The organism is Limnoraphis robusta BA-68 BA1, assembly GCF_034932365.1.
GTDB lineage: Bacteria > Cyanobacteriota > Cyanobacteriia > Cyanobacteriales > Microcoleaceae > Capilliphycus > Capilliphycus robustus.
Map to the genome: position 1 here is coordinate 34,234 of NZ_JAYGHR010000094.1, position 14,578 is coordinate 48,811.

The 14,578-nt window shown below is 41.0% G+C and carries 15 protein-coding genes; 4 read left to right on the top strand and 11 right to left on the bottom strand.

What is annotated here, in order from left to right; genetic code table 11:
* Nucleotides 1-31: 31 nt before the first annotated feature.
* The 3 genes from VB836_RS27215 to VB836_RS27225 form a co-directional block, all read right to left on the bottom strand.
* A complete protein-coding gene (locus VB836_RS27215; RefSeq protein WP_323224254.1) occupies nucleotides 32-1,213 on the bottom strand; it encodes a lipase family protein in 1,182 nt (393 codons plus the stop codon).
* Nucleotides 1,214-1,230: 17 nt separating this feature from the next.
* A complete protein-coding gene (locus VB836_RS27220) occupies nucleotides 1,231-1,710 on the bottom strand; it encodes a hypothetical protein (RefSeq protein ID WP_323224256.1) in 480 nt (159 codons plus the stop codon).
* Nucleotides 1,711-1,878: 168 nt separating this feature from the next.
* Entirely contained in the window at nucleotides 1,879-3,543 is a 1,665-nt protein-coding gene (locus VB836_RS27225; protein ID WP_323224258.1) for an alpha/beta hydrolase, read from the bottom strand.
* Between the two features lie 251 nt (nucleotides 3,544-3,794).
* Between VB836_RS27225 and VB836_RS27230 the strand changes: the two genes are divergently transcribed.
* Together VB836_RS27230 and VB836_RS27235 are read left to right on the top strand one after the other, a co-directional pair.
* The gene (locus VB836_RS27230) at nucleotides 3,795-4,292 is read left to right on the top strand and encodes an ATP-dependent zinc protease family protein (protein ID WP_046280403.1); all 498 of its coding nucleotides are present in this window, start codon (nucleotides 3,795-3,797) and stop codon (nucleotides 4,290-4,292) included.
* A gap of 24 nt (nucleotides 4,293-4,316) precedes the next feature.
* The gene (locus VB836_RS27235; RefSeq protein WP_323224260.1) at nucleotides 4,317-4,955 is read left to right on the top strand and encodes a Uma2 family endonuclease; all 639 of its coding nucleotides are present in this window, start codon (nucleotides 4,317-4,319) and stop codon (nucleotides 4,953-4,955) included.
* On the opposite strand, the gene VB836_RS27240 is transcribed toward VB836_RS27235, so the two are convergent.
* Nucleotides 4,952-5,410: a hydrogenase maturation protease gene (locus tag VB836_RS27240; RefSeq protein ID WP_323224262.1), complete on the bottom strand. Its 459-nt coding sequence runs from the start codon at nucleotides 5,408-5,410 to the stop codon at nucleotides 4,952-4,954. The two genes, VB836_RS27235 and VB836_RS27240, sit on opposite strands and share 4 nt — an antisense overlap.
* Nucleotides 5,411-5,582: 172 nt before the next feature.
* Between VB836_RS27240 and VB836_RS27245 the strand changes: the two genes are divergently transcribed.
* Entirely contained in the window at nucleotides 5,583-5,996 is a 414-nt protein-coding gene (locus VB836_RS27245) for a hypothetical protein (RefSeq protein WP_323224264.1), read from the top strand.
* Here VB836_RS27245 and VB836_RS27250 read toward each other — a convergent pair.
* From VB836_RS27250 to VB836_RS27265, 4 genes are all read right to left on the bottom strand, one after another.
* A complete protein-coding gene (locus VB836_RS27250; RefSeq protein ID WP_323224266.1) occupies nucleotides 5,993-9,622 on the bottom strand; it encodes a CHAT domain-containing protein in 3,630 nt (1,209 codons plus the stop codon). The genes VB836_RS27245 and VB836_RS27250 overlap by 4 nt on opposite strands.
* A gap of 200 nt (nucleotides 9,623-9,822) precedes the next feature.
* A complete protein-coding gene (locus VB836_RS27255; RefSeq protein WP_323224268.1) occupies nucleotides 9,823-10,158 on the bottom strand; it encodes a XisI protein in 336 nt (111 codons plus the stop codon).
* Nucleotides 10,146-10,562 carry an element excision factor XisH family protein gene (locus VB836_RS27260; RefSeq protein WP_323224270.1) on the bottom strand — a complete coding sequence of 139 codons (417 nt, stop codon included), beginning with the start codon at nucleotides 10,560-10,562 and terminating at the stop codon, nucleotides 10,146-10,148. The genes VB836_RS27255 and VB836_RS27260 overlap by 13 nt, the downstream gene beginning before the upstream one ends.
* A 145-nt stretch (nucleotides 10,563-10,707) precedes the next feature.
* Nucleotides 10,708-11,055, bottom strand: coding sequence for a XisI protein (locus VB836_RS27265; RefSeq protein ID WP_323224273.1), 348 nt, complete (start codon nucleotides 11,053-11,055; stop codon nucleotides 10,708-10,710).
* Nucleotides 11,056-11,216: 161 nt separating this feature from the next.
* Here VB836_RS27265 and VB836_RS27270 point away from each other — a divergent pair, with 161 nt between their 5' ends.
* Entirely contained in the window at nucleotides 11,217-11,540 is a 324-nt protein-coding gene (locus VB836_RS27270) for a DUF2834 domain-containing protein (RefSeq protein ID WP_323224274.1), read from the top strand.
* A gap of 87 nt (nucleotides 11,541-11,627) precedes the next feature.
* On the opposite strand, the gene VB836_RS27275 is transcribed toward VB836_RS27270, so the two are convergent.
* Genes VB836_RS27275 through hoxU form a run of 3 tightly spaced genes read right to left on the bottom strand, consistent with a single transcriptional unit; the run spans nucleotide 11,628 to nucleotide 14,328 of the window.
* Nucleotides 11,628-13,058: a Ni/Fe hydrogenase subunit alpha gene (locus tag VB836_RS27275; RefSeq protein ID WP_323224276.1), complete on the bottom strand. Its 1,431-nt coding sequence runs from the start codon at nucleotides 13,056-13,058 to the stop codon at nucleotides 11,628-11,630.
* Between the two features lie 17 nt (nucleotides 13,059-13,075).
* Complete coding sequence (locus VB836_RS27280; protein WP_046278548.1) at nucleotides 13,076-13,624, bottom strand: NADH-quinone oxidoreductase subunit B family protein; 549 nt, start codon at nucleotides 13,622-13,624, stop codon at nucleotides 13,076-13,078.
* Nucleotides 13,612-14,328 carry a bidirectional hydrogenase complex protein HoxU gene (gene hoxU, locus VB836_RS27285; RefSeq protein WP_323224277.1) on the bottom strand — a complete coding sequence of 239 codons (717 nt, stop codon included), beginning with the start codon at nucleotides 14,326-14,328 and terminating at the stop codon, nucleotides 13,612-13,614. Before hoxU ends, VB836_RS27280 begins: the two co-directional genes overlap by 13 nt.
* Nucleotides 14,329-14,578: the final 250 nt, after the last annotated feature.

The following is a 14,578-nucleotide window of genomic DNA, read 5'->3' on the forward strand; positions in this document are numbered from 1 at the left end:
ATTTCCGGCAAGGATATTTTTTATTTCATGGCTAGTCAATGGCTGAAATTGGATACCGTCTATCTTGATTTCTTTCGATTTCCCGCTCAATTGCCTGCTGATAGGTACTGACGAAATGATTTAGCCCAAAATCTTCATTTTGAGTTAAAAAAGACCATTTCTGACCCACATGAACATAAACTAATTTTTTGGTGTTGGTTAAGGGTAATAAGGTAAAGCTGTCTCCTAGATTAACAATGCGGTAGCTGTTGGGAATAAGCTGACTGTGAGCCTCAGCAAATATGGGATCTCCTACACGGGGACTGGCATAGGTATAGAGTCGAATTTGATTCTTTAACTGAGGAAGACGAATGGCAACGTCCATACTGGCTAGAGTCGCAAGGGCGCCACCCAAACTATGACCGGAAAAATAGAGGGGAACCTTTGGGTTTAATTCCCGAACGGCGGCAATGACAGATTCGGCAATACTACTATATAGATTCGCAAATCCTTCATGGATATTTCCCATAAATTGAAAGGGATATTGATCGTTGGTGGATTCAGTTTGAGACACCATTAAATTTTGCATCCATTCGTTTGTTTGTTGCGTACCCCGAAACACAATTAAATTGGCTCGATCCGAACTCAAGACAAATCCCCAATACACCGGAATTTTCCACTGAATTGAGATCACTTGTCCGGCTGTGCGCTTGATAATCCGTTCGACAACATCGAGCTTTTCTTCGAGCGGATCGTTAAAAGGTATAAGAGTATTAATTGAGTTTGGCACTTCAATATCTTCTGAAATCTCTGCACGCTCCGGGCCGAGAATTGAGGTAACTTGAGTATAGGATTTTAACCGTTCCGTGTAGTTGGGAAGCATTTGGATTGAACCATCATACCCGGGTTTGTACTTGCCAAAAATATATTGCTCGGTACTGACTCGACTGCACTGAATTAACTGCTTTGAAATGCTGCGATTGTAGGGGACTGTCGGTGGATTTAAGTTCAAGGAATTATTAATTTCCTCAACTTTTGCGGTCATTTTTCCGTCTGCATCTAGAGCCGATGTCAGAGATTGCTCAATGTAATCCGGCGATCGCAAAAATAGCTCCGTCAAAATGCTTTGTTGCTCTCCCAAAGCCCTCAGTCGGAGAAATTCATGCACTGCGGTTGCGCTGGTTCCGGCTAGTAGAATATTGAGCAAAAGTTGTCGTCGGGTCAGTCTAATCATACTCTATCTTTCTAAACTTATTTGTAGCCTTCACAGCCGTTGAGATAGTATTGACTGGCGGTTCGTCCCGTCATCCACATCCAAGTACATAGGGCCGCAGAAATTGCAAATCGGTTCACCAAAGGAATCCAAATACTAATTATAATTACCGTGACCCAAGCCATAAAAGCCGTTGCAAATGCCCCCAATATACCAAACAAACTTCCCACAATTGCTAGAAAATCTTGTCCTTGTTGAAAGTTCCACTGCGCCCCCACGTCTCGAATCATTTTTAGGGCGACAATCCCCGTAATTGCAATTGTGATTAAAAGCAGATTCGGAAAGGGATTCAATCCCAAGATAGCCGCAAAAAGTGCGTAGTTAAAGACCAATTCTCGGCTCTGTCGATAGCAGTGAATAATGTTTGGATATTTTTCGGATTCGGTTTTTGAATGCGCTTGAGACATAGTGAGAAATAAAGAAAGGACGAGGAGTAGAGCTAAAAGTGCCTGCTTCATGGACTTTTGTGCATCTCCTCTATTTTACAGAAAGTACCATTCAACTGATGAAAGTTTATCCGAATTTAAGGTGGTGCAGGGTTAATATTAACTCAGACTAATATTGACAACAACCCGTCCTATCAATCTTTGAGTTTAATATTATGATGACAATTAAACCTTCTCTTTTTAGTCTAAACTCTGGTCTTTACTACCGATTATTTGAGTTAAAACGTTTGTAAGTTGATGGGAAGTGGAGGAGGAGAGGAAACTTAGGGTGTGGGGTTTTTGGCTAATTGTTACCGCATAAGACGAACGCAAATAGGGTTGATAGTTGGGTTTTTCGGCGATATAAACTTGAAAAAATGCCAGACTAAACGCATTAACATAGGATTCGATCATCGGTAAGTTTTCACTGACTAATTCGGGTAAGGCTTCTTCTTCTAAAGATTCAAATTCTTTTAAAGCTTCAAAGTTTAGATTTAGGTGTTGTCCGCCTTTGATCAGTGCAAAATATTTATTGGCTGAGGATAACCAAGTGAAAGAATGCAGTTGTTCGAGCATCACAGGTGTGAGTTGATCATGGCTTCCCGCTCCCCAAAAAATGGGGATATTCACTTGACTTAAACTGGCTTCTCCATAAACACTACGACTCACCGGATCAACGAGAAAAGCAGCAGCAATTCGGTGATCTTTTAAGTTATAGTTTTGATTGGGCAGGCTGAGGGCTTGACATTGCAAAAGACGGGAAAGATTTAAGAGTTCAATGGGAGAACGACAATCTTTTTTAAGCTGATCAAAGTTGATTTTGGCTCCCGCTAAAGCCAGGGCTGTATACGCTCCAAAAGATTGACCCGCAATTCCCACTTTTTTGAGATTGAGTTTTCCTTGAAATTGAGATTGATTGAGGTTTTCTAATTCATTGAGAACTTGCGTTATATCGAGAGGACGGTTTATGAATTCTTGGACATCAAACACATCCGATTTTTGCCCTTCAAAAAACCCTTGCAAATGGCTAAAATTACTTCCAGGATGATGCACCGTTGCGACGACATATCCATGAGAAACTAAGTGTTGAACAAGATGTTGCCAGGTTTCGGAAGTGGCACCCAAACCGGGAGAAATCACGATAACCGGGGTAGATTCTGGTTCTCCTGGTAATTGGGTGGGAAAATAAAGATTAACCAAAAATTCGCGATCGCGATTAGAATCTTTTAGGGTTAGCGTTTCTCGGGAAACCTGATATTTACCCATTTGGCGAATATCAGCTAACTGCGAAAAGTCTGTTTCTGGCTCCTGTTTTGCTTCTATTCCGGTCATTCCTTCTAAGGTTTTAACTAAAGATAAAGTATCTTGTTTTAAAAGAGAGAAGTTGTCAAATAATTCTTGAATTTTAACCATATCGAGCTGAATTTCACCGGGAAATTGACGGATAATATTGAGGGGTGTTAAACCTTCAGAATTGGCGGCTTGTAAAACAGCATTTTGCAGAGCCTCCGCGCCATTTTGATCATCTTTTACTTGAATCATTTCTCCGATTGTTTCAAACAAAAGTTCTCCCATTTTCGCTTTAAAAGCTTGCTCAAGCTGTTGATAATTAAAGGATAACTGTATTTGTAAGAGTTGCCGCAGTTGTTCTTGTTCTTCTAAGCTTAAAAGATTTAGATAGGGAGACAGTTCAGGATCAATTTTATTTTCTTTTGCATAACGTTCTAAAGCGGCAACTGAAACGGAAGTTTCCATTGATCCATAGTCAATATAAATGCGTTCAGCCGCTTGAACTGAAAATGAATTCAAGACAAACGATAAAATCCCCAAGGGAAACCATCGGAAAGCTTTAAAGAATTTCTTCATTGTTTTAAATAAAATTAATCTAGAGTTTGTTTGTTCAATGACCGCTCCTCATGGTAATAAAATTACGAGAAGATTGACTAAGTAGAGGCATCCTTGATAGATTTTAAACCTTATTTCAAAAAACGTGTTGCCTCAAACTGAACACCATCCTATTTTTGTGCATAAATTTTTTCAATCCCGTGACTTTAGATACCATTTGAGATAAAATCTAAAATTAGAGTCCTAATCAAAAAGTTTAAATAAAGTTGAAATTGTCAAAACAAAAACAATTATCAATCATCGGTTGGCGAGAGTGGATTGCGCTACCTGAACTCGGCGTGACTGCAATCAAAGCAAAAATTGATACAGGCGCTCGTTCTTCCGCCATTCATGCTTTTCATGTCGAAACGTTTTCGAGAAATGGAAAGCACAGAGTTCGTTTTCAAATGCACCCTTTTCAACGCAGTGCATCGAAAACAATCACCGCAGAAGCCGAAATTTTAGATGAACGAGAAGTTCGTAACTCTGGGGGTCATGCTGAAAAAAGAATTGCGATTTTAACAACAGTTGAATTGCAGCAACAACGATGGCCTATTGAACTGACTTTAACCAATCGAGATGTGATGGGGTTTCGGATGTTACTCGGACGGGCTGCGGTACGAGGAAATTTTTTAGTGCATCCGGGTCGCTCTTATTTACTCAGTCAAAAACCCACCGATTTAGAATTATCTGAACCAGAAGACGACGATGAATTAGATTTTAAGTTTTAATTTTATTTAGGAGTTTTAGGAAGGATGAAAATTGATATTCAAAAGATTATTGTACCACCTGGTCATCAAATCTTACTGAAAGATATTTCTTGGCAAGAATTTGAACAAATTTTAGAGGAATTAGGAGAAAGCCGTGCTTCTCGGTTGTCTTATAGTGATGGAGTGTTAGAAATGATCACACCTTCATTGGAACATGAAAAGGATAAAGAAATAATTGGTGATTTAGTTAAGATTCTCTTAGAAGGGTTGAATATTGATTTTGAAGGGTTGGGTTCAACGACGTTTAAAAGTGAACAAATGACCCAAGCCATAGAAGCAGATACCTGTTTTTATATTCAAAATCATCAAGCAGTGATTGGTAAAAATCGGATTAATTTAACCGTTGATCCGCCTCCTGATCTCGCGATTGAAATTGATATTACCTCTCGGACAAAGTTTGATAATTATCGTTTGTTAGGGGTTCCTGAACTTTGGCGTTACAGTCAAAAAGGTTTGGAAATTAATTTACTCCAATTCGGTGAATATGTCAAGTCTGAAACCAGCCCTAATTTTCCGGGTATTCCAATCATTGAGTTGATTAATACATTTGTGCAGAAAGCGTTAACTCAAGGAAGAAGTCAAGCCGTGCGAGAGTTTCGACAATGGATAAAAGACAATATTTAAGTGATTAACTGTTTGATTTTTTCTAACGCAACTGTTACACCTTGTTTTGCTGTTTCCGAGAGATTTTCACCCAATTCAAAATCAACACCCGGAACCGAAATTAACCAGGCTTCAGGCGTTTTTTGATAAAGGGTTTTTGCTAAAGTTAATAAAGATTGAGGATTGAGATGATGTCCCCAGTTTAATTCAGTTGTTTCTAAAGGTTTTAGAGGTAAAATTTCAACGGTTTCTCCTGTTATCGACGCATCCACAAAAATAGCAAGATCGACTAGAGATAAAGTTTCTGCAACTTCTGGAAGCAACTGATGGAGTGCTAAACATTTCACATTAGAAATATTCCAGTTTTCGACTTCCGTTGCTACAATTTGTCCGATTCCATCATCTCCCCGAATGGGATTACCATATCCCAACACTAAGACGATTTTTTGAGTATTTTTTGGGTTTGAATTTATCATGTTTATTTTATATTTTATCAAAAATTGAGAGTATAAAATACGAGTTTAGCAGATCTGTTGTCTGGTTTGGAAGCATAAAGACAAGCACTGTGGCAAAAACCAAAAAATAAATGCTATATATAGGTTATGTCAGTAAATCCTTGTAAATTTAAAGACATACACTAGGAGGACTATGGTTTCTGAAATAATTGTTACACCAGAACAAATTGCTTTCTATCGGAAACAACTAGCAGGTAATGAAGAAGCATTAGCGGCTCTTGATGTAATTGAAGAGTGGGATGGCGATTTAGCAGATGCGGCTGAATCAATAGCGAAGCGAAATGGTATTGAGGGCGTAGAAACCAATGCTGATTTGCGTTGGTTTTCTCAGAAGCTTAAAGAATGTCATCAATTTATTTGTCAACCCAAGTATGAAAACTTGAGAGATAAATATGTATCTACATTAATACCTGTTTTAACTGAGTTTTTAGCTGGAAGTTTGGGTTGTCCTCCAGGAGTGGCAGGATTAATTGCTACTCCATTTGCTCTTTACATTGGAGAAGAAAAGATGGATAAATTTTGTCGATCATTTAATGGACAACCTTAAATCCCGATCGCGACAAAAGCTGACCAATAATATGGATTAGCAAAGGGTAATGGTTGACGATTGGGGTGTAGGCTGGCAGATAAAGATTCCTTAAATCTGTTCAAATCGCGTTTGGGTGAGTTTTCAAACGCTTCCTCAACTAAGTGTTCAAATTGTGGATAACTTTGGATTCTCGCCCACTTTTTATAGGTTAATGTCCTTAACCATTTTTGAGCTTTGTTGAGGGCAATAGCTACATCTCCTGTTGTGATTTGCGGCAGTTGTTTGAGGTTGTGGTAAAATTTGACCATTAATAGAGTTGTGGCGATCGGCTCGACACTCCAAAGAGTGCTGACAATACTAGGACTACCTGCATACAAAAAGCCACTAGGTAAGCCAATATATTCATCGCTGATGCTATGCGGATCTGTCATCCCACTTTCACAAGCAGAAAAAGTGACGAGGCGACATTGGTTCAGGTAAAGTTTTTCAAACACTTCACCCAATGTCAATTTACCTTCTTCCCCTAATTTATTTTCTGGATCAGTAAGAAGTAGGGCGGATTTTAGCGGAGATTCAGAATTGAATTTGCCATGACAAGAAAAGTGAAGGCAATGAGAGGAACGTATTTGTTCCATGCTTTGATAGAGATTGGCTTCTGTTGCTTCTACTTCTTTGAGAATAATACTTTGCTCTGAATCGAAGTGTTGACTAATTTTATTAACTTCTAGTTGAGAACCAAGTAAAGGGCCAGGATCTTTTCGGACAGGGTTCTGAATAGCAAATAAGCGGGTAAAATCAGGTCGATGCTGCTCTTGGTCTTTTGCTTGTTTCAGTAATTGGCAACTGGGGGCATAACCCACACCTTTAGGGAAGCGTTCAAACAGTAATTTACCGTCAGCTAGGGGTAAAGCATGAAGGGGAAATAGATGTAAGTAGCGATGGGGAATGAGGATGAGGCGGTCGCACTTAGTACCGATTTCAAAAAAGCATTCATCAATACGGGAAATAATTTCATCAATATGCAAAATCTCAGCCAGATTTTGGAGGCGAGATGCTAAATTTTTAATCCATTGAGTCTTTTGGTTTTGGTAGGAATCTCGATACTCGTTATCCCAATTTTCCAAAGCCGTCATCTGTTCAGAAGCAACAACAATAGGATGGGGATGATGGCGGGTGATAATTAATGTGAAAATTTGACTGCCTGTGATGTACCATTCAACAATAGCAGTGTTTTCATCAGTGAGGGATTGGATATCGCTGAAGGGGATTTTTTTTACTTCTTGAGTGAAGGCAAAGCGTTTATCTATTTGGTTAATTTTGGCTAATAGTTCATTCAGGTTTTCTTGCAAGTGATTGATTTGGGATCGCACAACTTTGATTCTGTCGTGATTTTCCTCTTCTCTCTCTCGACTGCTGCCGAATATTTCTAATTCTCGCTGTTTGCCGGGGATTTCCCGTCGCAATTGTTCGAGTTGCTGGCAATGACTTTGGTAAAGTTCTGAATTCGGGTAAACCTCTCGTTCGGGATAGATGTCTTTGTTCGCTAGGAGTTCGACAAGGTTGCGGGCTTTGCTGCGTTCCACGTATTCGATCGCGGCGGTGTAGTTTTTGATTTCTAGGCAAACTTCCACCATATTTCGATAGATTTGGTTGTATTTTTCGGCTAATTTACGCTTAGTTTCATCGCCAGAATGAATTTCACCTCGAAGTAACTCAACAGTATTAATGGCATCAGCAAAACTATCATAAGCTGACTGTAAGTTGGGAACTTCTCGGTAGGTAAGCCCCAAATTAAATAAAGTTTCAGCATGGTCTTGCGCGAAATCTTCGCAGGTACGAATTTCTAGTGCATTTCGGTAAAATGCGATCGCCTGCTGAATATTATCGGCCCTCTTGCCCCTGATTCTGTTAGAGTAGGCATTTCCCAGATTATTTTGCGTCATTGCCCATTTTTCAGGAAAAGCCTCGCGGGTGCGGACTTCGAGTGCTGCGGTGTAAAAGGCGATCGCTCTTTCAATATTATCTGCTCTCTCTCCCCTGATTCTGTCACGGTAGGCAATTGCCAGATTATGCTTTGTCTGTGCCCAATCTTCGGGAAAATCTTCACGGGTACGGACTTCCAGAGCAGCAGTGTAAAAGGCAATTGCTCTTTCAATATTATCTGCTCTCTCTTCCTTGATTCTGTCATGGTAGGCAATTGCCAGATTATTTTGCGTATCTGCCCAATCTAGGGGAAAAGCTTCACGGGTGCGGACTTCGAGTGCTGCGGTGTAAAATGAGATTGCCCTCTCGATATTATCTGCTCTCTTTCCCCTGATTCTGTCACGGTAGGCAACTGCCAGATTATTTTGCGTATCTGCCCAATCTAGGGGAAAATCTTTACGGGTGCGGACTTCGAGTGCTGCGGTGTAAAATGAGATTGCCCTCTCGATATTATCTGCGCTCTCTCCCCTGATTCTTGTACTGTAGGCAATTGCCAGATTATTTTGCGTCATTGCCCATTTTTGGGGAAAAGCTTCACGGGTGTAGACTTCTAGAGCAGCAGTGTACAAGGCGATAACCATCTCTAGATTATCAGCCCTCTCACCCCTGATTCTGTTATAGTAGGCAGTTGCCAGATTATTTTGCGTATCTGCCCATTTTTCGGGAAAAGCTTCACGGGTACGGACTTCGAGTGCTGCGGTGTAAAATGAGATTGCCCTCTCGATATTATCTGCTCTCTTTCCCCTGATTCTGTTGCTGTAGGCAACTGCCAGATTATTTTGCGTATCTGCCCATTTTTCGGGAAAAGCTTCACGGGTGCGGACTTCGAGTGCTGCGGTGTAAAATGAGATTGCCCTCTCGATATTATCTGCTCTCTTTCCCCTGATTCTGTTACTGTAGGCAACTGCCAGATTATTTTGCGTCATTGCCCATTTTTGGGGAAAAGCTTCACGGGTGTAGACTTCGAGTGCATTGGTGTAACAGACAATCGCCATCTCTAGATTATCAGCCTTCTCTCCCTTGATTCTGTTATCGTAGGCAACAGCCAGATTACCCTGCGTCTGCGCCCAATCTTCTGGGTTAGTTTCCCTGGTAAAAACCAAAAGTACAATTTCGTAGGCAGCAATGGCAATTTCTAGATTATCCGCCCTTCTGCCTTTAGGAAATTCTTGAATCTTATTAGCAATATTTTCAATTAAAGTAGCAATTACTTCAACTTCTTCTCGGTCATCTATTACCCACAGTATTTCAGCCATCCTTTGTTGCAGAACTGGAATAAAATTAAGATTCAGCTTATCTAAATTTGCTTGCAATACTGCATAAATGTGCCGCGCATCTCCCCCAAAATTCTCATCTTCTGTCTGCAACAGCAATTGCAAAAATGTTAAATAATCATCTGGCGACTTATTGTCAACCTCATTCCCCGCAGCAGATGTAAAACCCCAAAATTCCCCCAACTGACTAGCAATATTTCGCAAAAAATCAGCCGCATTTTCGTTTCCTGACTCTGCCAACTGTGCCGCGACTCCCTCGCAAACTTGCAGAAACTCCAAATCTACCAATTCGGAGTTTGCCTGTAAAATCTCTGGTTCCTCACCGTTGGGGCAAGTGAGGAGTTGTTGAATCAGATTGAGATAAGCTTGACCTCGATTTTCATCCATTGCGCGTTACCTCCGGTATTGAATCTAAGCTTAAGTAGAGTGGGAGTCGGCTCTCAACTGAGAGCATAAGAGCGATTAATATTTTTATGATCCTACAATTTAAGATTTGCTATTCTGGTGTTAAACTAAGAGAGTTGGTAAGTGACGTGGATAAAATATCGCAGCAAGAAAGGGGTTGGGGGAGAGATCAATAACAGAAACTACGCGATCGCATACCCCGTATATTGTCGAACTTCGGGAGGATGAAAAGCAAGAACAATATGATCTTTAGGGACTCCAGCAGCAACGAGTTCATCTGTAATTCCGTCTTCAATTCCATCATAATGAATCCAGATTTTCTCACCGATAATCTGTACATGGACAACGCAACCGTGAACCCGCTTTTTCTTATCCCAACCTTCGTTTAACAGTAGAAAATGTGTGCGATCTTGATCGACGATAACGTATTGTTTTATATCGCCGTGACTGTAAGGTATAGCCGCATGATCTTTGAGAATTTTCTCAACTGTATCTTGATAAAATGTTAAGCTATCCATTCAATAATCTCCTCCGTGTCAGCGTCAAAAATAATCAGTCTGAGTTTCTTTTTGCGAATAACCCGTTGACCTATCTCTTCTGAAAGAAAACCTTCAAAAATGATGTTAATAACTGCTAGATAAAGAACTCGTTCTGGATCTTCATCCTCCATAATTAGGGAGTAAAGCTCGTATTGACCAAGTGCTTTTTCTAATTCACTGACGGGCGATGGTTCAAGAAAACTTTTAATTTCTACGGCAATTTTGCACCCTTCTTTTTCCGCAGCAAAGAGCTTTTTTGCGCCCAAATCAACGTAAATTGAACGTCCTCCAACTTTTAGTTTGAAAGGATCATGGGTAATTGTCCAACCGTCTTTAATCAAGGCAGTGCGGACAGTATTGTGATAGAGGTCTTTGGCGGGCATGAAGGTTGTCCTGTTTCAAACTCCATCTGTATTTATTTTATACTACTTCTTTTAACTTCCCTCGCCATTAAATAATAGTCCCATTAGGGACACCTTTTCCCTCGCCTCCCAAGAAAGGGGTTAGGGGAGAGGTTAATAACAGAAACTACGCGATCGCATATCCCGTATATTGTCGAACTTCGGGAGGATGAAAAGCAAGAACAATATGATCTTTAGGGACTCCAGCAGCAACGAGTTCATCTGTAATTCCGTCTTCAATTCCATCATAATGAATCCAGATTTTATCATTGCGAATTTCTGCGTGAACGATACAGCCATGAACTCTAAGGTTATTTTCCCAACCTTCATGGATGAGTAGAAAATGGTTGCAATCGCGACTAACAATCAAAGATGTAACGACATCACCATAACGATAGGGAAGATCTGCATAATATTGAAGAATTTTCTCCAGGAGATCGCGCCATTTGTCTAAGGTTTGATTTAGGGTTTCCATAGAATTATTTCCTCACGATTTTAGACTCCATCTGTATTAATTTTATACTACTTCTCTTAACTCCCCTCGCCTCGCAGGAGAGGGGTTAGGGGGAGAGGTTAATCTCGATAATTCCCTTCAGTGTTATAAATTAGTATAATCAACAGAAAACGAGTCCAAATATGAACATCAAAAAAATAATTTATCTTCTCCTTGCTATTGCGGGTTTAATTTTTCCCTGGTATTACAATGTTCAGTTTTTTCTCACGGGAAGTTTAGCGGAATTTGTGGCGGCTTCTTCGGGGAACTTAGCAACACAATCAATTAGTTTAGATTTGTTTATTGCAACAGTTGTTGGGTCAATTTGGATATATTTTGAGTCTAAACGTTTAAATATGAAGTTCGGGTTTATTTATATTTTGATTGGCTTTTTAATAGCTTATTCCTTTGCCCTTCCCCTCTTTTTGTATGTTCGGGAAACCAAACTAGAAGAACAGAAAGAATAAAAAACACGAAGACACAGAGAACACTAAGAGAAAAAATCTTCGTGACTTTGTGTCTTTGTGGTTCAATTTTCTTTGAGGTAGTTAGAATTAATTACGGAAAACCTCATTAGCAATACTACCATCAGGGCGAATTAATTGCACCTGTAAAGGCATTTGACCGACGGCATGAGTGGAACAACTTAAACAGGGATCGTAGGCGCGAATTCCCGCTTCTACCCGGTTTAATAAGCCTTCTGGAATCTCGTTTCCATGAATATAATGTTTAGCAATTTGCGTGACTGTTTTATTCATGGCGAGGTTATTTTGTCCGGTGGCAATAATCAAATTTACCTTCTCAATTAACCCATTTTCATCGACATTGTAGTGATGAAATAACGTTCCGCGTGGGGCTTCACTGACGCCAATTGCTTCTAAATTATTAATCCCGGCAGTCGCCCGAACCCGTGAAGAAACGACATCTGGATCGTTTACTAAATGTTCGATTTCTTCTAAACAAGCGAGAATTTCTATGAGTCTTGCGTAGTGATAAAAGAAAGAAGAAGTGGCAACTCGTCCCCCTGCGCGATCGCGGAATTCTTGTAATTCTCGGTTGGCTTCTGGGGTACCAATGCGATCGCAAGTATTCAACCGGGCTAACGGCCCAACCCGATAAATTCCATTAGGATATCCTAACGGTTTGTAGTAGGGAAACTTGAGATAAGACCAATTTTCAACGGCTTCTCCCAAGAATTCTTGATAATGATCTTCACTCAAATGATCGGCAACAATATTGCCATCACTATCAATAAATCGCAGATGACCGCCGTAATGTTCCCAGTTGCCATTTTCTGCAACTAAACTCATAAATAATGAGGGGAATTTTCCAAAGGCATCTACTTCATCGGTAAAGTGAGAATCCAGCAAGTCTTTAAACAAAACCAGGGCATTTTCTGCGGTGGTTTTTGACTCTGGAAGCCGTTCTTTTATCCAAGTTCGACCTTCTTCTGATAAGGGCGATCGCACGCCTCCTGGCACCGCCCAAGCCGCATGAATTTTCTTCGCGCCTAATATTTCAATAATCGTTTGACCAAACTGACGCAGGCGAATTCCACTTCGGGCTAAATCTGGGTCAGATTCAATTAATCCAAACACATTTCGTTTAGCCGGATCGCTATCCCAACCGATGAGAAAATCAGGACTACTGAGGTGGAAAAATGATAGCGCATGGGATTGAGTTAACTGGGCTAAATTCATCATGCGCCGCAGTTTTTCACCCGCAGGCGGAACTTGAACCGCTAATATTTTATCGCCTGTTTTTGCAGAAGCGAGTAGGTGACTAACGGGACAAATTCCACAAATTCTAGCAGTAATTCCTGCCATTTCAAACATTGGGCGACCTTCGCAGAATTTTTCAAAGCCGCGAAATTCGACAACGTGAAACCGCGCATTTTCGACTTCGCCCGCATCATCTAAATAGACTGAAATTTTAGCATGACCCTCTATGCGTGTCACGGGGTCAATGACAACGGTTTTAGACATAAATAGTTATCCTTTTTTTATCCGAATTTGATCATTTCTCGCCCGGTCATTTCGGGTTTTTCCCCTTCTAATAAGGGTGCGATCGCGGCTTTAATGCGATCGGCGGATGGCGGACACCCCGGTAAAAACAAATCGACATCCACGACTTCATGGATGGGGCGCACCCGATCAAGTAGTTCCGGGACGATACCGGGGTCTTTCGGAATTTGCGGCGTGACATCACCTAACTCTAAGTAACAACGTTTTAAAACAGGTTCAGAACCCCCTAACATATTTCGCATGGCGGGAACGTTGGCTGTTACTGCACAGTCTCCAAAAGAAATGAGCAATTTTGACCGTTCTCTAGCTTTTTTTAACAATTCAAAATTTTCTTCATTGGCAACCGCCCCTTCGACCAAACAAACATCAACATTTTCGGGGAATTCTTTGATATCACTGCCCACCGGACTGAACACAACATCAACTTTTTCTGCTAAGTCAATTAGCCATTCATCTAAGTCTAGAAATGACATATGACAACCCGAACAACCCGCTAACCAAATCGTTGCAAATCTTATCTTAGCCATTCTTTTTTCTCCCGTGCAGTTACTAGAAAATCAAGCTTAGAATGATCGTGAATCATTTCTGCTGCTGTCGATCCTTTACGGAATATTGAACCTGTTGGACAAGCATCAACACATTTCCCACAAGAGGTACAAGCACTCACTTGACCCCAAGGTTGATTTAATCCCGTAATTACTTTAGCATCAGCACCTCGTCCAGCAACATCCCAAACGTGGGCGCCTTCAATTTCATCACAGACTCGAACACAACGAGTACAGAGAATACAACGGTTATGATCGATGCCAAATTGTGTATGAGAAATATCAACTTCTCGCTTAGGAAATATGTAGGGAAAACGAGTATGATCCATCCCCACTTCTATTGCTACGTCTTGCAGTTCACAGTTGCCATTTGAGACACAAACAGCACAGAAATGATTCCCTTCTGAGAATAACAATTCTACCACCATTTTACGATAGTCTTGCAGTTGGGGAGTGTGGGTTGTCACTTCCATTCCTTCTGCAACTTCGGTGACACAAGCGGGAAGTAATCGGTTAATTCCTTTGATTTCAACTAAACATAATCGACAAGCCCCCACATCAGAAATTCCTTCTAAATGACAGAGGACGGGAATATGAACCCCGGCTTCTTTGGCGGCGTCTAATATCGTTGAACCTTCTTCTACGGCAACGTCAATGTCGTTAATTTTTAGCGTTTTTACAGACATAAATGTGTTCTCCTCTTTGAGTCGGATAGGTGTTTTTTGACCTCTTTCTCGACCCCTCCCCATCCCTCCCCACCTCTCCCTAACCCTCTCCTACGAGGCGAGGGAAGAAGAAATTAGGCCTCCTCCAACCCCCCTTTCTAAGGGGGGCTAGGGGGGATTGGGGGCGGTTGGTGGGGGTTAATCGGTGTAATTAGCCTCCTCCTCCCTCCCTTTCTAAGGGGGGCTAGGGGGGCTGGGGGGAGGCGGGTGG

What these genes read in the sequence shown, in the direction of transcription:
- VB836_RS27215 (WP_323224254.1), bottom strand. Translation starts at nt 1,213, where the DNA reads ATGATTAGACTGACCCGACGACAACTTTTGCTCAATATTCTACTAGCC.
- VB836_RS27220 (WP_323224256.1), bottom strand. Translation starts at nt 1,710, where the DNA reads ATGAAGCAGGCACTTTTAGCTCTACTCCTCGTCCTTTCTTTATTTCTC.
- VB836_RS27225 (WP_323224258.1), bottom strand. Translation starts at nt 3,543, where the DNA reads ATGAAGAAATTCTTTAAAGCTTTCCGATGGTTTCCCTTGGGGATTTTA.
- VB836_RS27235 (WP_323224260.1), top strand. Translation starts at nt 4,317, where the DNA reads ATGAAAATTGATATTCAAAAGATTATTGTACCACCTGGTCATCAAATC.
- VB836_RS27240 (WP_323224262.1), bottom strand. Translation starts at nt 5,410, where the DNA reads ATGATAAATTCAAACCCAAAAAATACTCAAAAAATCGTCTTAGTGTTG.
- VB836_RS27245 (WP_323224264.1), top strand. Translation starts at nt 5,583, where the DNA reads ATGGTTTCTGAAATAATTGTTACACCAGAACAAATTGCTTTCTATCGG.
- VB836_RS27250 (WP_323224266.1), bottom strand. Translation starts at nt 9,622, where the DNA reads ATGGATGAAAATCGAGGTCAAGCTTATCTCAATCTGATTCAACAACTC.
- VB836_RS27255 (WP_323224268.1), bottom strand. Translation starts at nt 10,158, where the DNA reads ATGGATAGCTTAACATTTTATCAAGATACAGTTGAGAAAATTCTCAAA.
- VB836_RS27260 (WP_323224270.1), bottom strand. Translation starts at nt 10,562, where the DNA reads ATGCCCGCCAAAGACCTCTATCACAATACTGTCCGCACTGCCTTGATT.
- VB836_RS27265 (WP_323224273.1), bottom strand. Translation starts at nt 11,055, where the DNA reads ATGGAAACCCTAAATCAAACCTTAGACAAATGGCGCGATCTCCTGGAG.
- VB836_RS27270 (WP_323224274.1), top strand. Translation starts at nt 11,217, where the DNA reads ATGAACATCAAAAAAATAATTTATCTTCTCCTTGCTATTGCGGGTTTA.
- VB836_RS27275 (WP_323224276.1), bottom strand. Translation starts at nt 13,058, where the DNA reads ATGTCTAAAACCGTTGTCATTGACCCCGTGACACGCATAGAGGGTCAT.
- VB836_RS27280 (WP_046278548.1), bottom strand. Translation starts at nt 13,624, where the DNA reads ATGGCTAAGATAAGATTTGCAACGATTTGGTTAGCGGGTTGTTCGGGT.
- hoxU (WP_323224277.1), bottom strand. Translation starts at nt 14,328, where the DNA reads ATGTCTGTAAAAACGCTAAAAATTAACGACATTGACGTTGCCGTAGAA.